Annotated in this window: 13 protein-coding genes; 1 reads left to right on the forward strand and 12 read right to left on the reverse strand. The window is 38.6% G+C overall.

Features of this window, described 5'->3' with window-relative positions:
- Window positions 1-39 precede the first annotated feature (39 nt).
- From DW173_RS08285 to DW173_RS08340, 12 genes are all read right to left on the reverse strand, one after another.
- Window positions 40-2517 carry a TonB-dependent receptor gene (locus DW173_RS08285; RefSeq protein ID WP_120144356.1) on the reverse strand — a complete coding sequence of 826 codons (2478 nt, stop codon included), beginning with the start codon at window positions 2515-2517 and terminating at the stop codon, window positions 40-42.
- A gap of 286 nt (window positions 2518-2803) precedes the next feature.
- Window positions 2804-3346: a hypothetical protein gene (locus DW173_RS08290; RefSeq protein WP_049703315.1), complete on the reverse strand. Its 543-nt coding sequence runs from the start codon at window positions 3344-3346 to the stop codon at window positions 2804-2806.
- 193 nt (window positions 3347-3539) lie between these two features.
- Window positions 3540-5624 (reverse strand): beta-glucosidase, encoded by a 2085-nt coding sequence (locus DW173_RS08295; RefSeq protein ID WP_004314817.1) that lies wholly within the window; start codon window positions 5622-5624, stop codon window positions 3540-3542.
- A gap of 67 nt (window positions 5625-5691) precedes the next feature.
- Window positions 5692-7263: a PKD domain-containing protein gene (locus DW173_RS08300; protein ID WP_120144284.1), complete on the reverse strand. Its 1572-nt coding sequence runs from the start codon at window positions 7261-7263 to the stop codon at window positions 5692-5694.
- An 18-nt stretch (window positions 7264-7281) separates the two neighbouring features.
- Entirely contained in the window at window positions 7282-8442 is a 1161-nt protein-coding gene (locus tag DW173_RS08305; protein WP_004314819.1) for a sialidase family protein, read from the reverse strand.
- Complete coding sequence (locus DW173_RS08310; RefSeq protein WP_008025671.1) at window positions 8429-9883, reverse strand: RagB/SusD family nutrient uptake outer membrane protein; 1455 nt, start codon at window positions 9881-9883, stop codon at window positions 8429-8431. The genes DW173_RS08305 and DW173_RS08310 overlap by 14 nt, the downstream gene beginning before the upstream one ends.
- A 19-nt stretch (window positions 9884-9902) precedes the next feature.
- Complete coding sequence (locus tag DW173_RS08315; RefSeq protein ID WP_120144286.1) at window positions 9903-13187, reverse strand: SusC/RagA family TonB-linked outer membrane protein; 3285 nt, start codon at window positions 13185-13187, stop codon at window positions 9903-9905.
- A 25-nt stretch (window positions 13188-13212) separates the two neighbouring features.
- Window positions 13213-14445: an MFS transporter gene (locus DW173_RS08320; protein WP_120144288.1), complete on the reverse strand. Its 1233-nt coding sequence runs from the start codon at window positions 14443-14445 to the stop codon at window positions 13213-13215.
- A 6-nt stretch (window positions 14446-14451) separates the two neighbouring features.
- Window positions 14452-16092: a sialidase family protein gene (locus DW173_RS08325; RefSeq protein WP_120144290.1), complete on the reverse strand. Its 1641-nt coding sequence runs from the start codon at window positions 16090-16092 to the stop codon at window positions 14452-14454.
- Between the two features lie 116 nt (window positions 16093-16208).
- Window positions 16209-17120 (reverse strand): dihydrodipicolinate synthase family protein, encoded by a 912-nt coding sequence (locus DW173_RS08330; RefSeq protein ID WP_120144292.1) that lies wholly within the window; start codon window positions 17118-17120, stop codon window positions 16209-16211.
- 36 nt (window positions 17121-17156) lie between these two features.
- Window positions 17157-18173, reverse strand: a complete 1017-nt coding sequence (locus DW173_RS08335) for a hypothetical protein (RefSeq protein ID WP_049702453.1) — start codon at window positions 18171-18173, stop codon at window positions 17157-17159.
- A gap of 47 nt (window positions 18174-18220) precedes the next feature.
- A complete protein-coding gene (locus tag DW173_RS08340) occupies window positions 18221-18973 on the reverse strand; it encodes a FadR/GntR family transcriptional regulator (RefSeq protein WP_004314826.1) in 753 nt (250 codons plus the stop codon).
- Window positions 18974-19387: 414 nt separating this feature from the next.
- Between DW173_RS08340 and DW173_RS08345 the strand changes: the two genes are divergently transcribed.
- Complete coding sequence (locus DW173_RS08345) at window positions 19388-20014, forward strand: hypothetical protein (protein WP_004314827.1); 627 nt, start codon at window positions 19388-19390, stop codon at window positions 20012-20014.
- Window positions 20015-20087 lie beyond the last annotated feature (73 nt).

Genomic DNA, 20087 nt, shown 5'->3' on the forward strand with positions numbered 1-20087 from the left:
AGATAAAACATTTTTCCGGTTAGACTCTATACCGTATCTCTAAAATTCAAGTTTATAACTCACATTCGTCAATATCGTAGAATTGTCGCTGACATCTATTTTTCCAGTTTTCACATTATATTCATGACCGTAATGTTCTTTAGCACCCGTAAAGTTAAGTCCTTTCACTGCAAATTCATGTGATACTTTTCTCTTGTTGATACGATAACTGACAGTATAATTACCAATCAACATAGGAGAATATTGTTTTGAGAAAGCTTTCGTTTCGTCATATTGCACTTCTTTATCCGGATGATTCATCGTTGCCTCCAAGTCAATCGGAGAATATCGATCACCACCTTGCAAGGTTAGTTTCAGGTTGACACTAAGTATATTCTGTTTATTTCTTCCCAACATCCATTCTTTACCGATAAGTCCGTTTATCACATAATTACGGTTAAACTTCGTGTTATACCACACACCGTCCCCACCCCGGTAACGAGAATCAAACCAGGAACCCGAAATCATATAATAAAGTCCTTTCTCCAAAAAACGTTCGAAGGTAATGTCTATTCCCACATTGCGTCCTCTTCCTTTATTGACCAACGCATCTTCCACATAAAAATCAGAACGGTTAAGTACGGAGTAAGAACTATCCGCCATTACTGGGACATCATGCAAAAACTGGATATATGGTTCTATCTTCAGATTCATGCGATCAGAAATCTTGTAACCGAATGATAACATAATGTGCTGTGCTTTTGTAAAATCAAGATCTTTATTGACGAATTGATTGCCTGTACTTTTCGTTTTAACAAAATATACATCCATCTTTTCCATACGACTGTACATTCCATAAGCCAACGCAAAGGTTGTTTTTGGAGTAGCTTGCCACTTCAAGCCAACCCGTGGTTCTACAGACCATTTATTGTTCAGAGTCAGAAGCTGTCCATAGATTCCGGCATTAAGAGTCCAACGCTCTGTTAATCCCACCGATGAACTATTGTAGGCTGAAATCAGACTTGTATTACCTTTTCCTTGAGATACAATTTCCAGTGGTTCGGCTTCATAAGGAGCAATGGAAAGATCCATTTTGTAGAACATATTGGTATAGGTGAATCCTGTCTTGTTCGTAAAACGGTTACTGAATTTACGATTAAAGGTAGTGGTAAATATCAGGTTGGTATATTTTGAATCAAGATCCATATAAGGAGTAGACTCCATCGAATGGTTGAATAAGGTTGCTCCTCCGTCGAGTTGCGAATAGGTAGCGGCTATCGTGGTCTTCAATGATGCGTCATTATTAAAGAAATAACGATGGCTGACACCTCCGGCTGCCATATATTGCTTGTCTCTTGATTCACTGCGGTCGCCCCAATAATCCCATTTCTCTGTGTTCTTTTCAAAATCACTGGTGAACTTATCAATCAGGCTTGTTCCCCAAACAGAGAACGTTCCGGCTTTCTGTGTTGGAAAGTTGAGTTTGAGGTTCAGGTCCTGATAATCCATCGTTCCTCCTTCAAGATTCAGAAGGCCGGTTGTAGAATAACGGTAATTGAAAATATACGATGCTTTATGTTTCTTGCTCAAAGGGCCTTCGGAAGCGACGTCGATTCCCATAATTCCCACCTGAATGGTATTTTCGTTCTTTTGGTTGTTGCCGTTACGCAATTTCATGTCAAAAACTCCGGATACGGCATTTCCATATTCGGCAGGAAATGCGCCGGTGAAAAAATCAGAGTTTCCAAGCACTTGTGAACTTAGAGAGGAAAGGATTCCTCCACCCAATGTAGCGATGTCCGCAAAGTGATTCGGATTAGGAATTTCGACATCCTCCAGTCTCCATTGCAACAGATGTGGGGCATTGCCATGAATAGAAATTCCATTGGAAGAAACGCTGGGAGCTACTCCGGCAAAAGCGGAAACCAAACGTGCGGGATCATCAAATCCACCTGCATAACGGCTCGCTTCTTCTACACTCAACATACGTGCTCCGGTAGTAGCCATCTTATTCATTGCTTCTTCCTTGTTCGTCCGCGCACGAATTATCACTTCGTTTAATTCGTTCACGCTTTCTTTCAAAGGTATTTCCAAATATATTTCCTTGGCGGAGGTCACCAGTATTTCTCTGAAAATGCCTGGTTCATATCCCATAAACGCAGCTTCTACGGTATGTCGGCCGACAGGAACCTGCGGTATACTGAAACGACCAAGACTGTCTGTTATCGTACCCGCCCCCTCTTTTTCAGATAGCTTTACTGTTGCATACGGTATCGGAAACTTCGAGTCTCCATCTATAACAATCCCACGGATGGTCTGCATCGGACGTCCTTTCCGTCCTGTTGTCTGGCTGAATACTGTTACAGACACAAATAAAGCGATCAATAATAGGATCCATCCGCCATAACGATACATTTTACGGGAAAGTTCTTCACTTAGAACTTTTTCAAAAGTTTTGAGCACTGTCCCACACTCATCTAAAGAGACACCCGACTGAATAGATATTTTCTCTAATAATCTAGTTTTATTCATCTTCATGATTTTATTCCGTTTTAATTTCGTCACGAAGATAAGGCAGAGATCAGCACTAATTTTTCAAATGAGACGAACGAGTCCCATTTGTAGACTAAATGCAAAATTAGCAAGATGAAAAATAAAAGAAAAGAAGAATGAATGAAGAAAATAACGACAAAGATGTGAAGGCTAACGATTAATCTAACGATAAGCTGCGCAACTTCCACTTTGGAAGTTGCCTCACCTTTTAATGAAAGTCACATCGCTTTTAAAGGATATATAACCCATTCTAAAGGTGGTGTGACTTTCATTAAAGTCCTTTGGTAATTACAGGCAACCCAAATAAGCCCTTTTGCAAAGTCAGAATCTTCGGCCGACCTGTCTTTGTCTTATTATAAGTAGAAGGAGATACATGCAATGTTTCTACATTCCCATTTTCAAAAGCTACCTGCAAATAATATTCTTTACGAACGCCATCCGACACATAACGATGTCTGCCGACCCTACGAGTTTTCTTATGTGTTTCTATATATTTTTTCTGTACCATGACTTTCTCTTCATGCGTGGAAGCAGAATCGGCGAACCAGTAATTCCCCCCAAGAAACAATACACAACTGATAGCACCGACACAAACCAAATGGCAACAACAATTAATTACTTTATTATCCATTGTTGTCAGCCAAATCCATCCTTTATAGAAAGGAATTGTTGCTATCACTATTATAAGTGCCACTCCAACAGGTATCCACCAGTCAGCCAATGTATCTTCGTATACTACATAGGCAACTCCACATGAAATCATAATCACGAGAATCATCAGGATACGAAGTGTATTAATAAATATAATTTTCATGATATTGTAGTATATGTCTGCAAATATACAGAATTGGCCAAATAAATAAGACAACTCCACCATTAAATAATAAATGAATGAGATATTATCAAAAAAACTACAATCTAAATAATTATCAGACTGTAGTTTTATTAACTTATGCTTAAAGGCAAATTCTATCATCGGCATCCACAAAGTAGCCCTAAAAGTATTCCTATTCTTTTATAAAAGAAAGAGTTTGATTTATATGCCTGGAGGATGTTCCTAGAAAAATTGTATATTGTCCAGTATTTGTTTTCCAACTATGTGTCTGATCATCCCAAAAAGCTAAATCCTTGGAAGTTATTATAAACTCAAGGATTCGATTTTCCCCAGGTTTCAAGGATACTTTCTCAAATCTTTTTAGTTCTTTTTCGGGACGTAATACACTTGGCTGGTTCTCTTTGATATATAATTGTACCACCTCAGCTCCTTCACACTTACCTGTATTCGTAAGAGTAACAGAACATTTTATAGTCTGTTTATCATTCATCTTGTTAGATGATAATCGTGGTTTTGTCAAAGCAAATGTTGTATAGGATAGTCCATATCCAAAAGGATAAAGCGGTTCTATCTTCTTTGTATCATACCACCTATATCCAACTAATACATCTTCCTTATAATTAACATCATACACATTAATAAGATGCTCATTTTTAAGCTCATTATAGAGTGATGCCCCTTGTGGCAAATATCCCCATGCCGGTGAATCTTTAAATGACCTTTCTATAGTCATCGGTAATTTTCCTGATGGATTTACTTTTCCGATAATAATATCAGTAAGTGCTTCAAATCCAGATTGTCCTCCATACCAACCATAAATCAAAGCTGCTAATTGTTCGTTCCATGCTGACATATCAATCGCAGACCCAGTATTGATAATAGCAATAGTGTTAGGATTATTTTTAGTGATATAGCGCATAAATGATTCGTCTTCCCTAGGTAAAGCAAACGGACGTTCTACGGCTTCTTTATCCCGTGTACCCATACTCAATAAAACAACATCAGCCTCTTTTATCTCTGCCACAGTAGGCTTTTCAATATAATATACAGTTCGCCCAAAGACTTTCTGCAAAGCATCAATCAGACTTACATTATTATACCCTATCACTTCTGCCGCACCATAGCCACGAGGTATTTCATATACAAATTTACCGGTTAATAATATTTTTCTATTTTTTGTAGGATCAAGCGGTAAAATTTCATTCCTGTTTTTAAGTAATACCACACCTTCTTCTGCAACTCGCCTCGCAGTTTGCTCATGTTCAGGATATTTACTTAACAAAGTCGTGTCATACTTAGGCCTGCTATAAAATCCCATGGCAACACAAGTAGCCAAAGTGGGCCGTATCATATCGTCTAAATCCTTCTCTGTTATTTTCTTTTCATGATATAAATCCAATACTGATACTCCAAAATTATATGAACCCGGCATTTCCAGATTTTGACCTGATTTAATAACCTTTTCCAAATCCCACACAGAATTCCAGTCACTCATAACCAACCATTTAAATCCCAGCTTTTCTCTAAGAATCTTCTTTATTACATACGAACTTTGTCCTGCCCATTCGCCATCGATCTGATTATAAGAAGTCATTACAGACATAGCTCCTGCATCTATCCCAGCTTTAAAACCCGGCAAATAGATTTCATTCATAGCACGTTCTCCGATAATGGAATTACTCCGTTTACGATAAAATTCAGTATTATTCCCGTAGAAATGCTTTAAACATGCCGCTGTACCCGTACTTTGAAGTCCGGTCACATATTGACTGACCATTTGAGATACCAAATAGGGATCTTCTCCAAAATATTCAAAATTTCTGGCACATTGAGACTGTCGATAGATATTTAATCCGGGACCTAACAAAACCTCAATTCCTCCAGCTCTACATTCTTCTCCAATAGCTTTAGCATATTGGTAAGATAACTCCGGTGAAAATGTTGAGGCTAGCAAAATGGGAGAAGGAAAAGCTGTTGAACGTTCCAGTTGCTTTACAACGTTAGGATCAGGCAAATTATTCCGGATATTAACCCCTTGTGTCGCATCCGACAAATAAACAGGAAGTATTCCTTTTTCTTCAAAACCTTTGATAAAAAACTTATTATAGCCCCTAACCATGAGCGCTTTTTCCTCAATTGTCAGCTTCTTTAATAATTCATCCGCCTTCTTGTATGCTTCACTTGTCTCCATTACCTGTTGTGCATATAAACCAATGCAATTTACAAGCATGAAAATCAATAGAAAAAGTTTTTTCATATTCTGATATTAATTGAATGTGGAACTTCTCTTTTACTGATTAAAAGAGAAGTTCCACAATTAGTTTTTAGTTATTGTATAAATCTTGTATTTCTTCTTCTGACAATATTCTGTTATACAAAATAAAATCATCCAGATAACCATTCAAGAAGTTCTCAGGTGCAAATTCTCCATTAGTAAATCGATAGTTACAACCAATATAGTATGGCCAATTATCTACCACCTTGTCAACAACCCCTTTCTTTTCAATAACTTTCTGCCCATCTATATACAAATAACTATCTCTTTTTCCATCCACTTTCTTATAAATACATACATAGTGATGCCACTCACCGTCATCCATTCGTTTACCTTCATATTCAGCCCAGTTTCCTGCTTTTCCCTTGTATTCTACACAGAAAACAACAGTTTTACCACTGGTATCAAGTCTAAACCAACTTTGTCTGGGCACAGGATCGGTATAAGTAGCACCAGGTCCCACACCTTGATGAAAGACTGCATTCTTAGCTGTCATATTTGAAACCTTCACCCAAAATGCAACTGTAAATTCACTATCCGTATAATGATTCTTCAATCCTTCTTCAGGAATAGACAAAATTGAATAATTTTGCTTGTCGCCTTGGAAGTGTGCTGCAAATCGACATTCAGCACTTTCTCCGGAAAAGCGCGCCTGAGAATTATATACACTGGAACCAGCTCCTGCCGTAAGTTCCTCAGGATTCAATTGATTTGGACCTGCATCTTTATTATCACCATCGAATGGCAAATACAATACTAACTTTTCTGCAGAAACAACATATACATAACCTTCTTTCTCTTTCGTAGAGCTATTTACTGAGTTTTTAGCTTTCAACGTCACTTTGTATTTTCCTGGATTATTATATTGCACTACAGGATTTTGTTCTACAGAACTGGCTGGAGTACCTCCTTCAAATGTCCATTCCCATTCTTCAACCGTTCCTAATGTCTTATCCAAGAAGTTAATATATCCCCCGGCATAAGTATTCCGGCATTGTGCACCAAAATCAGCGGCAATCGCATTTTTATCAATAACAGTAATATAATCCTCTCTTACTTTGTCCGAAGACGCTTTGGGATTCTTAGCTGTCAATTTAACAGTATAGATTCCCGGAGAAAGTGTCATTTGTGGATTTTGTTCTGTTGAAGTGATAGCTGCTCCACCTTCTTTAGGTGTGAAACTCCATAACCACTCATTCGGATAGCCTTTGGACAAATCTTTAAAAGAAATAACATCTTCATTTGTAGCAGTAGTTTTATCTGCAGAGAAGTCAACAGTTATCTGCGACGGATAGTTAACAGTAATATATTGTTCCTTCACCATTTCGTTTGCTTCTTCTCCGCGTCCGACAGACAAGGTAACCGAATAAACTCCAGGCTTATTATATACAACATTGGGACTAAATAAGATTGAGGTTTCTGGTTCTCCACCTTCGAACCGCCAATTCCATTTAGAAGGTTCACCAGTAGATATGTCTTTGAAAGTAATACTTTCTCCGATTGTGACTTCCTGAAGATCTGATTCAAAAGCAGCTTGCAAGGACTGCAAATCATCTTCAGAACAAGCCAATAACAATATCACAACAATACACTGTAATAAATATATAGTTTTTCTTTTCATATCAGTAATGTATTAAATTCATTGTATTGATTTTATGCTAACAACTTTAAATGCCAGCCCATCCGTATATCGTTTTTCTCCTCCCTCATAGATAATAGCAATCTGTGAATCAGAGAGCTCAACTATATCAGAGTAACCAGAGTTACCTTCATAAACTGTATATTGTCCCTTCCAGTTTTTCCCATTATCCGTACTTTTTTTGATAGTCATATTAATACGTTCCGTAGCGGAAGCAGCATTCGAAAGAAAAACAGCTCCTCCTATTGATAATATACTACCCTGACACTTACAGTCTATTTGATCAATGCTAATTTGAGGTGAAGACCAAGTAAGTCCTCCATCTATGCTAGTACAACTTTTCCGATAAAAGCCTTCATCTGCTCTCATATTCAACATTAACGTTCCCTCTCCTATCTCGGCTACAGAACATTCTCCAACACCACCGACAGGAGTAGGTTCTCCTGGTTTCCATGTTTTTCCGTAATCATCAGAATAAATGATATGAGAATAACTCGTGACCTTTCCACTCTCCCGAGTTGTAAAATAGTTTGGAGCAACTAATCTTCCTTTATGTATTCCCTTTTGAATCTGAATACCATGGCACGGACCGGTAGCATACCAATCCCATTTTTCTTTTTTTACAGAAGAAGTTATTTCAACTGGTTGCGCCCAAGTAATGCCGTCATCATCAGAATATGTATAGTACGGACGTCGGCTGTCTTCTCCGGTACCATTGGTTATTGCCCCCCATTTATCAGTCTGGAAATTCCAAGTCATAAGCAGATGTATTCTACCTCTGTCGTCAACAATAGGCACGGGATTTCCACAAGTGTTTTGTCCATCATTCCATATCGTAATCTGTTTACTCCATGTTTTTCCATTATCCGACGAACGTTTGACTACAAGATCTATATCTCCGCTATCTCCATTACTTCGAGCTTTTCTAGCTTCAGCAAAAGCTAATAAAGTATTGCTTTTACTTTTAACAATAGCAGGTATTCGATAGAGTTCAAAACCATCCGTCCCTTGATTATAAATATAGTTGAATTCGGACGAAGGCACTTCTTCTTCCGGTGGAACAGGAGTTGGGTTTCCTTGTGTCTCATCATCTTTTTGACAAGCCTGTGTAAACATACTTGTAAAAAGAAATACGCATGTAATAATCTTATAGGTTTTCATATCCTTGAGTTTGTTTTAAATTAGGATTGATATTTATATCGCTCAATGGGATTGCAAGATATAATGGAATGATAATATTATCATCGACTTTTTTCTTTAAGTTCGGGACCTCCTGATAAACATCAATCGTTCCACCATAATGAAATCTAAGAAGATCGGGCCATCTTTTTCTCTCAAGATATAACTCTCTTGCACGCTCGTTCAGAATTTCTTTCTCCACTGCTATTTTATTGGTACTTCCACTATAAGTTCCAATCTTGGCACGGTCTCTGACTCTATTCAGTTCAATAATAGCCTGTGGCGTTTGATTTAACGCCGCATAGGCTTCTGCTTTAAATAAATACATCTCTGCAAGCCGATATATAACTATATCTGAGTCATAGGTGCGATCTCCTTCTGTTTTTGTTCCCTTCATCTTATTATCAAAAGTCCCTATTTCATTTCCGTCCGCATCCTTTGCAGTGATATAAGAGTCTTTGGTTCTGATATCTGCCGGATTAGCATTAAAAAGACCTATCAAAAACGGACTTGGTGCATAAGTGCTGCGAGCTCCTCCTTTAGCATAAGGAATTTCATCCTTATTGACCGCCTTTTCTACAAAAACATCTCTTGGCTTCAGACTCTGACTATACTGAGCTTCCTTTTCATAAATTTCGAAATGGATAGTCCATATCACTTCTTTCCCATATTTAGTTCCATAAATATCTGCAAAGTTATCTTCCAGTGAAAGTCCTTTACTTGCCAAATCCGCATAAGTTATGACATCTTTCAAATCTTGTTCCGATCCATTCATCACTTTTGCTTTCCATAGCAAAATATCGGCTTTCAATGCATAGCATGCCGGCTTCGATGCCCTTCCTTTTCCATTTGCATAACTTTCTTCCGGAAAAAGATCAATTGCCGTATTTACATCACTTAGAGCACGTGCCAAAACTTCCTCCGCGGGTTCTCTTGCTAACTTAGGCTTATTTGAACTTTCTGTCGGTTCCAGTTCCAAAGGGGCATCCCCCCATATCCGGGCAATACAGAAATACATATACCCTCTGATACAATACGCCTCTGCCAATAATCTGTTTTTATCAGCCTCTACACCAAAATCTATTCCGGGAGTATACTTCAGTAACATATTACAATGTTGTATTACAGAGTAATAGCTCGACCAGCTATAACCATTTTGCGATGTGAGGTTTTGCGCCCATAAATTAGAAGGGCCACCTTCCAGCCCTGTTGTAAAGGCATCTCCTCTGTCTTCAAAATGAAGAGTAGAATTCGATGTATCGCGCAATTTGGTATAAATACCAATCATATAACTTTCTACATCGCCTTTTGTATTCCAGTATCCATCTCCGGTAATGCTTGAAACAGTATCTACATCCAGTAAGTTACACGAATGCAACAAGAATAAAGAAATGCCTAATAGTATTGATTTAAATTGTTTCATAATTATGAGTCTTATTTAATTAGAAATTAATTTTTACTCCCATGTTATATTGTCTGGGTCTCGGATAAATGCCATAGTCAACACCAGTATATATTTCAGGAAACATGCCATCATATTTTTTTATATAACCAATATTATACGCTCCTGCAAAAACTTCCACAGCACTGAGTCTCATCTTTCTAATCCAAGATAATGGCAACATATAACTTAAAGACACTTCCCTGAATGCCAGGTAATCTCCCTTGCTAAAATACAAGCTATTATTAGTACTACCACTTGCAGAGCTCCCGATCTGATTATCCCATCTCATATGATTTCTATATTGATAATCATAGTCGCTCTGAACAGTATATTTAGGATATTTGCTCCCATCATTCGCACTCTGCCAAGAATTGGTCATTGCCTCTTTGATGGCATTATTATTATTACGTGAGCTACCCATTATCTGTCCTTTGAAGCCATTGTCTATTACATGCCCCATAGCCCAGTCCATAACGATCCGTACAGTTAGTCCTTTGTATTTCAATGTATTAATAATTCCTCCGACTTTATCAGGACGAACATATCCCATGAAAATCATGTCTTTAGAGTCCAATTGTCCATCATTATTTACATCTTCAAATATTGCATCTCCCGCATGTTTCTTTCTTCCTTGTGCGTTCGGGTCATTAGGTGCCTTGGCCGCTTCTTCTTCAGTCTGATATGTTCCCAAGTAATGAAAAGCCCATCTTCCGCCAAATCTCTCACCTTCGGCAATACCACCCACTTTTTTTGTCCCTCCAGTTGCAGGATCATAAACAAAGTTTCCTCCTACACGATGCTTTTCTTCTCCATTATCCGGTAAGTCTACTACCACTCCTTTGTTATAAGCAAATGTCAACCCTAAATCCCATGAGAAATCTTTAGTTTGAATAGGAGTAGCATTCAACTCAATCTCTACTCCTGAGTTTCTAACAGATCCATAGTTACTCTTAATGGAACTAAATCCGGTAGAACTCCATAAAGGTTCATCATACAATCTGTCAAATGTCAGTTTGTTGTAATAGTCGATTAACAGTCCTAATCTATTATTGAAAAAGCCCAAATCAACCCCGATGTCATAGGATTCTGTTGTTTCCCAGCGCAACTGCGAATTTTTCAATGTTGTATTTAATATACCGACAGAGCCCTGATAGTTGGTATCTGTAATCTTATATTCTCCTCTCGAATTAGCCACACTCAAATTGTTGTTACCTGTGCGCCCCCAACTAGCACGCCATTTCCAACGACTAACGATAGCTTCCAATGGTTTATAGAAGTTTTCCCGATGCATATTCCACCCAGCAGATACTCCCGGGAAAAATCCCCATTTATTATCTTCCGCAAATCGCGAAGAACCATCGGCACGCATACTGATGGAGAAAAGATATTTGCCATTATAATCATAATTTACACGTCCGAAATAACTCAAAGTGGCTTCCATTGTTTTAGTCGAACTTGCCCGCTGAGTACTATCTGCCGTTGCATTTAATGTCGGAATTAAATCTATGGAAGAACCACTGCCACTTGCAGAAAGCCTATAACTATAATCATGAGTATAGCTGGCACCTGCTACGACTCCAATATTATGATCTTTCACTTTCTTATCATACGAAAGCACTAAATCTCCCTGCAAATGCCTGTCAAAATTATGTTTGGCAGAAGCCGGACGAATTGTATTTCCGGTTGTTTCATTATCTGCCTGAAAATAATTTTCTATACCTTCCGTACCGAAATAATAGGCTGTAGGCTTTAATATCAAGCCAGGCAGAATATTCCAAATTGCACCTAATTGGAAAGTTGTCCTATATACATTGGTATCATCATAGTTAGTCTTATAATAAATTTCATGCAATCTGCTTCTGAAAGAAGAAATTCCTTCACCCGGAGCCGGAGTTCCATCTTCATAATACAAGCGGTAAGTTGGTGGAGTCAATATGCTTCGTGATATGGTATTAACTGTATTTCCACCTCCTACAGCATCTCTCACCTGCAAACTAGCTTTAGTAGACAGACTCCATGCTTCACTCAATTTATAGTTTCCATTAAACAAAACGCTGTAATTCTTATAATTCGTACCTCGAAGAATACCATCCTGATTCAAATATCTTAATCCTACATAATAGTTAATAACTTCCGTCCCTCCACTAATGCTCAAATCTATTTCATGCTTCTGCCCAGTTGTAAAGGTGGCTTTCTGAAAGTCATTATCCTGAAAAATAAGTTGTTTACCTGTAACAGGATCTGCCATTGTCTGCCATCCTTCGTTTTCCAACAAGTTACTGACGTAACCTTGACCATACTTTTGAAGATAAACATCCAAAAACTCAAGCGTATTCTTTGAATTTCTAGGATTTCCGGTTGACATACCAAATGAACCGCTCAAAAATTTAGCCTGATCTTCTTTTCCATTATAAGTTAAGTCTGCCTGATTAAATTTGGCAATATTCGAACGAGATAATGTTATATAATCCCGTGCATTCAATAATGGGATTCGCTGAGGTTGTTGTTCCACTCCGTATGTGTATCGCAGACTCACAACAGGTTTCCCTTTCTGACCGGATTTAGTCTTAACAAGAATAATACCATTGGCTGCTCTGGAACCATAGATAGCAGTAGAAGCAGCATCTTTCAAGACCTCTATAGATTCTATATCTGCCGGATTCATATCTGATATATTTCTAAAACCTTGTGATATTATACCATCAATAATTATTAAAGGTGTATCACTTTCCGGCGAAGTTGAACTTCCTCCACGAATAAATAATTGAGGATCAGCTCCAGGCTGCCCACTAGAAATCTGTAAAGACAGACCAGGCACTTTTCCTTGTAACTGTAATAATGGATTCTGTCCGGGTGCCTTCTGGAATTCTTCCTTATTTATCTTAGAAATAGAATTGGTTATTAATGCCCTTGATTGTTTTCCATAGCCTATAGCTACAACTTCATCAAGCAATACAGAACTCTCTTTCAAAACAATGACAATATTTCTACGCCCTTTGACTGCAATTTCTTTTGTTTCCATTCCTACAAAAGAAACAATAAGAGTAGCGTCAGGAGAAACCATTATTGAGAATTCACCGGACGCATTGGTAATGGTACCTTTATCTACTCCTTTTACAGAAATTGAAACTCCGGGCAATTCTACCCCAGTTTGATCCTGTACTATACCAGAAACTTTAATTTCTTTAGAACTGATATCATCTGCTTGAATATTTAGGGAAATAAATAAAAAAGCAAATAACACCGATAATATTTTATTCGTATGCTTTATTGAGTTTTTCATAAAATATAAAATTAAAATTTGAAAATTAATCTTTCATATCAATTGTTTTAGGTCGCAGACAAGTGACCAGAATAACCAGCATAGCCAGTACCAATATAGCAAGCAGTGCAAAATCACGTCCCAAGTGTCCGGCATCCATTGATTCGCCTAAAAGGCTCGTAATAGCAGCTCCGGCAAATACACCACACATATTCATAATACCATAAGCGGTTGCCCTGTAACGTGCAGATACAAACTGACAAAGAATAGGCATATTATTTGCATCAAACATACCAAAACCTATTCCGAATAACACCGCTCCCATGACCAATGCAAAAATAGAATGACCATATCCGATAAACAGCAGGGAAGGTATGATAAGCCCCAAACCCAACGCACCAGTATAAACTCTTCCACGTACATTTTTTAATACCCATTGATCCGAGATGTATCCACCTGCCAATACTCCGAAGAGTGAAGATAAGGCTATAGAAATGGTAGACATAGGACCTGCTACTGAAATATCAATAGACAAGCTATCAGAAAAAAGAGTTGGTAACCAATTCTTTGCCGCCCATCCCGGAGTACCCGGCACACAGAAATAAAATAAGATAACCCAGAAGAAGACATTAGAGAATAACATTCCCAAGCTCTTCAATACCGGAATCTTTTTCATCTTCTGATTCTCCGAGACATTTCCTCTCTCTTTATCACGTAGGAAAAATGCCAGAATAATACCATAACCTATACCTATAATGCCAAACCAATGAAACGTGGTATGCCAGGAATAGATTGCTGCAAAAGTAGCTCCGAACCCACCGATAGCCTGTCCTACATATAATCCCGTCATATGTATTCCCACAGCCAGCGAACGAGTTTTATCTTTGTGAAAATCAGCAATCAGAGACAAAGCAGCAGGTAAATACAGTGCTTCACTAACTCCCATAATCCCACGCAACCAATAGAGTTGATTGAAAGTGGTGGCATAGCCCATCAGATAAGTAACTCCCGACCATACACACAGACTACCTACAATCAACCATTTACGGTTCACACGGTCACCTATGATACCCGACAAAGGACTCATCAGTCCGTATACCCACAGAAAGACAGCCATCAGACGACCCAAATTGGCAGCCGATTCCAATTCCCGGACATCCTCCATCATCGGAATTCGCATAGTGGAAAGCATTTGCCTGTCCATATAATTCAGCAAAGCAACACCCCACAATAGTCCGACTACTACCCAGGGATATATATTTGAAGTTTTATTATTCATGCCTGTTTACTTTAAAATCTCCGTTAAATCGATTTTTATAAAAGCTAAATCCGACTGACTGCTCTCATATAATATGCCTATTGAATTTTCATCTATGGACGTAATGCAGGAATATCCGGCACTGCGATATTGGTCGAAAAGAATCCAATGTTCCTTCGGCCAGGTCATTCCATCATCAAAACTCACTTTCAAAGTCAGTTTATCCCTTTTCCCGTAATCATTCGGATTTACAAAGAGAAGCATGCTTTTCTTTTTTCCTTCTTCTATATATTCATGTCGGTGCAGGCTTGCCATACAAGTAGGTTCCACCAGTGCCTTTCTTGAAGTAGGATGTTCCTTCCAACTCGCTCCCAAATCGGTAGTCGTACAAATTCTCCGACCGTTCACCTCTTTATGTCCTCTGTTCCGGTTGTCACGCATGTTCAACATCAGGGCGCCATCATTCAATTGTACGACACTACATTCCGTTACATCTTGATACGCAGAGTTGCTGGTCACCCACGTCTTTCCGTGATCTTTACTATACGTAATATTTGAGAAAGGAAGTCCTTTTTCATCACGTCCCTGTGTGGGAAATACCAACGTGCCATCCTTCAACGTAATCCCTTGTCCCGGTGCTGGTGCAAACAGCCACCATTCAGGGTGTTTCGTCTTTGTGGTTATATTATCCGGAAAGCTCCAGCTAAGACCGTCATCCGTACTTTTCACTATCATAAACTGGCAGGTTTCTTTTAGTCCTGTTCCGGGTTGGGAGCCTTTTCCTTTCCATTGGTGTGTCCAGACCGTGCTACTTTCATTCAATCCTTCTATCCACTTGCCATCTTTATCCAGCAGGCCATGCATCCACAATCCGGCTACATAAATGTCACCTGTATTTTTATCGACTAGAATACAAGCATCGCTCACTCCATTGTATTTCTGCGGCAAACCGCCCCATTCTCCCATATCCAATACAGTCTGAACAGGTTGCCAGGTCAATCCCTGATCCGTACTCCGATGAAGAGCAATGTCTATATTTCCTTGCAAATCACGAGAATAGTCATAACGGGCATCAAAAATGGCTAACAAAGTTCCTTGATTGCTGGTAGCCAATCCCGGAATACGTGACGAAACACACCCATCCTGTCCTTTCTGCCGTACCGCTACTCCTACCCGCAAAGGTTTACTTCCTTTTTCCGAGATTTTCAGATTGCCTTTAGTCGTTTTAATCCGGTTACAGTTAAGCTGAATACGGTGATCCAATGAAACCGTATCTTTCAACGTCACGGCTACCCAAAAAGACAAAGAATCCTGATTTACCTGCACTTTATCAGTAAATGATATTTTACGTGCAGCGGGAAGTGATTTATATAGCAAACGGGATGTATCTATCAGTCCATTTTCTTGTGTACCATATATAGCAACAGAAACAACATCTGCCACATCTGTACTCCCTAATAAATCTAAATCTATTTGCTGAATGGTGTAAGGTTGATTGTCTGCCCTGATTAGAGTAACCTTTAATACAGGACTTGCCGGTTTCTTCACCAACACAGGAATTACCGGTCGTTCCAGCACCCATTTTATTTCTTTACCCAAAGACATGGCTGGCAATACCAATAATAAAATCATTGAAAATATGATTAATATTTCCCTTCTTACTTTCATAGTATTTTTATTTTAGGTAATTTTGAACGCATTTAACTAGATTTGAGGGGAATGACAGAAAGTAAAATAGCTAAACCCCAGCAATATACTTTTACTGTCATCTCCTCTTTTTATATCTAAAAATCGAAGAAATTTATTGCATCCAAATCACCTTTTAATTTGTCATACTCCTCAACTGAAAAAGGTTTAATCGGTAAACGACAACTGCCGCAATCAATACCTATTAATTTCATGATAGCTTTACCTCCACGTACGCCTCCACCATATTTAATGATAACTTCCACTGTACGTATAGATTTCATTTGCCAGACACGTGCTGTTTCCACATCATTTTGCTTCATTGATTCAAAAATGGCATGGTAAACATTGGGAATATAATTATATGTACTTCCTACGCCTGCCACAGCTCCCATTGATAAACCTGCAATCAGAATCTCGTCAAAGCCATGCAGAACTTCAAACTTATGCTGCTCCAAATCGATGCAAGCCCCCATCTCCATCAGGTTATTATGAGTAAATTTAGTACCTACCAAGTTTGGTATTTTCTTCTTACCCTCTACCAAAAATCTATCTACCGGCAAATTAACCCCTGTGATCGACGGCATATTATAGTAATAGAAAGGCAGTCCACTGGCAGACCTGCAAACCGGAGCAAAAAAATCGATCAACTCATCTACCGTTCCCGGCTTGAAAAAAGACGGAGCTATTGAAGCAATGGCATCGGCTCCTGCTTTTTCCGCATGACATGCCAGTTCCATAGCACTCCGTTGACAGTTTGAACCTACATGGGCAATCACTTTGAACCGCTTACCAGCCGAAGCAACCCATTTTTCAAGAATTAATTTACGTTCATCAATCGTCAGCGAAGAGAATTCACCAGTCGTACCGCACACAAACACCCCTTTAATAGGAGTTGATGCGATCCAATCAGCATATTTTTCAATAATAGATAAATTTACATCCCCATTTTCATCCATTGGGGTGAAGGTGGCCGCAACCATACCTTCCAGTCTTTCATAATTGTTCATAATGCATTTAATTAGATTTGATATTTCATTTTATTTCTAGAAACTTCCTTTTAGAATAAATGGCGTCCGTATTCCCGGCTGTACCTCACCACTTACGATAAATACCTGATTCCCGGCAGAAACAACATTCGTAGTAACCGGAATGCGATAAGGACATTCGAGCGAATCTACCAGAGAATTCGTACTTGTACTGACTACTCGTAACTTGCGGCTGAATCCCGGATGCTCGGAAGATGTAGGAAGAATCTCTTCCACTCCCCCAAATAGCAGAATCTTATCCTCCCCGTATGGTATACCAGTCCCCGCCATTACAGGAAAAGAACCGATCATTTTACTCCATTTTCCAATGCCTGGCTCAAATACGTACCCCTCCGTATGTTCTACCATCGCCTCATCCGGAGCATAACTTCTTCCGCTGAAAAGATAAAATCGTTCCCCTTGAGCCACGCCTACTGCATAGGAAAGAGAAGGACCATTCCAATCCGGCATTTCTTGCCATCCTCTTTCTTTATGCATCAAATCAAGCATGTAAAAATGATGAGTCGACTGTTCATTTACCATAGTCTCTTGCCCCCCAGCAATATAAATACAGTTATCACCCATTGCTCCCGTTGCATTCGCCAACGGAACCGGCAAAGATGGATAACTGACAGAGTCTATCACAAATGAATCTTCTTCTTTCTTTATCAGGAAAACGTTATCACTACACTGCGTACGATCACACCCTCCAATACACAACAATCCTTCCGGCAGACTTATTGAAACTCCATAAGCAAGCGGGCGATCGAGAAAATCATCATAAACAGTCCATTTTCCCGTTTGTAAATCATAGCTATATAAAGTAGACCACCAAGTTTTCGTTCCTCCTTCCCAAGGATACTTGTCAGGAAAGTTAGCTCCGCCCAGCACAAGCAACTTTCCTTCCACTATCCCGGAATATGCACCTGCTAATCCGACGTTCTCCGGCATGCCGGCGCATCCTGGAAGCAGCAATGAGTTTTCCCATTGCACCTCTATCCTCTTTTCCTTTTTTCTCAAACAAGATGTATTCATAAACAATATTATTAAGGATAAACATAAAATGATGAAATGTAGTCTTTTCATATCCCTTCTACCTTTTCACTACTTTCTTTTTCTGCCATCAACTCCTGACTCCGATTGACCTTGAAAATCTTATAAACCTCAAAATGTCTTTCGATGGCATCCCGGTATCCTTTTTCATCCCCTTTTTTTATAAAATCCAGCAAATCAGCATGAGTAGCTATTTTACCACTTTTACTCATTTCTATATTTATAGGTTTCAAATAATCTTTGAATTTTTCTTTCACATAGACAAGTATAGGGTGAATGATTTCCTGAAATTCGGATATTATTTTATTTCCAGTGATTTTATATAGTTTCGTATGAAAAGCCGATTCACTGATTAATGCGTATTCATTATTCTCAAAAACAATTCCCATTTTCACTATCTCGCTTAATTCTTCGATGTCTTTAGGAGTTATCTTACGGAAAATATCGCTTGATATTCCTATTTCAAGTGCAATTCTGAAATCTAACAGATCTAAAATAGTTTCTTCACTCAAAACACGAGGATCTATCACTCTTTTCATCCCTCCTAAAATAGAAGGTTCGGTCAGAACCATTCCTTTGCGAGGACGTGCATGAATCAGCCCCATCATTTTCAAACGACTCAATGCTTCTCTGACAACACTCCTTGCAACTCCTAATTCTGCAGCCAGATTATTCTCATTGGGAATTGAATCTCCACGCCTTAAGTCATTCTTTTTAAAGTAAGTAAGCAGACTGTCTTCCACCTGATCGATTAATGTTGTTTGATTAATTTCTATCTTCATATTATTAGAATTTTACGATTTGTATTATTTGTCTGACAAATAATACAAATGCAATATTAAGGGATTTTTTTTAGAATACAATAATATTAGTATAGAAAAACACTCACTTATGCTGAAAAACATAATTTTCGGCACAGGACAAGAAACGTTCACTTGTTCAACACATTAGAAGATTATTCCCAAACATTGCATCAATTACTTGTCCGCCTCACATAAAACAAATACCTTTACTGCATAATTTTCATTATCCCCTTACAACAAAACAATTATTTTCTTATAGGAAAACAAATAGTTTTTTATAACAGGACAATAGACACCCTATAACAGGACGAGCAAAATTATACTAAGCAGTTTCATAAAAGCTACAGTAAAAAACAATAAAGAATACAGAGAATATATTTAATTATCAGAATAATGGCATATTACGACTTTAAGAAGAAACCGGCTCTCACTACAAAAGAGGGAGAAAAGGATGTGTTGTATCCCAGCATTGTATTTAACGGCACTATCAACACCAAACAACTATTGAAACAACTCGTTGCCCGCACCGGATACAAGCCGGGAGTGGTAGAAGGTACACTGATGGAACTTGTAGACCTCGTGGGAGAATACATAGGACAAGGCTACCGGGTAGAAGTAGGTGAGTTCGGTTATTTTTCCGGAAAGATAAAATCCCGACTGGTGAAAGATAAAAAAGATCTGCGTTCACCTTCCATTCAATTCAACGGAGTGAATTTCCTTGCTTCCAAAACATTCAAGAAGAAAGCAACGGGTAAACTGGAACGGGCTCAAAAACTATTTTTCCAAGCTTCAAGCCAACTGGATGACGAAGAACTGAAAAGAAGACTACTTGAACACGTCAACCGATATGGATTCATCACACGCACCACATATACCGAACTGACCGGACGACTGAAAAATAAAGCATTAGAGGATTTAAAGCGGTTTGCCAAAGAAGGCATAATCTGTAAAGTGGGACGTGGGAATCAAATGCTTTTTGTGAAAAACCAAGAGGATAGTCAAACAGAGCAGAATATATAACATAAAAAAAGGCTATCTATCCCAGACAGCCAATCTTTGTTAACCTTAAATCTAATACTATGAAAAACACACT

The sequence above is a fragment of the Bacteroides sp. AM16-13 genome (genome assembly GCF_003602705.1).
GTDB lineage: Bacteria > Bacteroidota > Bacteroidia > Bacteroidales > Bacteroidaceae > Bacteroides > Bacteroides xylanisolvens.

Bases quoted from the DNA above. Each gene is read 5' to 3' on its own strand.
- DW173_RS08335 (WP_049702453.1), bottom strand. From the start codon at position 18,173: ATGAATACATCTTGTTTGAGAAAAAAGGAAAAGAGGATAGAGGTGCAA.
- DW173_RS08345 (WP_004314827.1), top strand. From the start codon at position 19,388: ATGGCATATTACGACTTTAAGAAGAAACCGGCTCTCACTACAAAAGAG.
- DW173_RS08340 (WP_004314826.1), bottom strand. From the start codon at position 18,973: ATGAAGATAGAAATTAATCAAACAACATTAATCGATCAGGTGGAAGAC.
- DW173_RS08325 (WP_120144290.1), bottom strand. From the start codon at position 16,092: ATGAAAGTAAGAAGGGAAATATTAATCATATTTTCAATGATTTTATTA.
- DW173_RS08285 (WP_120144356.1), bottom strand. From the start codon at position 2,517: ATGAAGATGAATAAAACTAGATTATTAGAGAAAATATCTATTCAGTCG.
- DW173_RS08315 (WP_120144286.1), bottom strand. From the start codon at position 13,187: ATGAAAAACTCAATAAAGCATACGAATAAAATATTATCGGTGTTATTT.
- DW173_RS08305 (WP_004314819.1), bottom strand. From the start codon at position 8,442: ATGAAAACCTATAAGATTATTACATGCGTATTTCTTTTTACAAGTATG.
- DW173_RS08300 (WP_120144284.1), bottom strand. From the start codon at position 7,263: ATGAAAAGAAAAACTATATATTTATTACAGTGTATTGTTGTGATATTG.
- DW173_RS08290 (WP_049703315.1), bottom strand. From the start codon at position 3,346: ATGAAAATTATATTTATTAATACACTTCGTATCCTGATGATTCTCGTG.
- DW173_RS08320 (WP_120144288.1), bottom strand. From the start codon at position 14,445: ATGAATAATAAAACTTCAAATATATATCCCTGGGTAGTAGTCGGACTA.
- DW173_RS08310 (WP_008025671.1), bottom strand. From the start codon at position 9,883: ATGAAACAATTTAAATCAATACTATTAGGCATTTCTTTATTCTTGTTG.
- DW173_RS08330 (WP_120144292.1), bottom strand. From the start codon at position 17,120: ATGAACAATTATGAAAGACTGGAAGGTATGGTTGCGGCCACCTTCACC.
- DW173_RS08295 (WP_004314817.1), bottom strand. From the start codon at position 5,624: ATGAAAAAACTTTTTCTATTGATTTTCATGCTTGTAAATTGCATTGGT.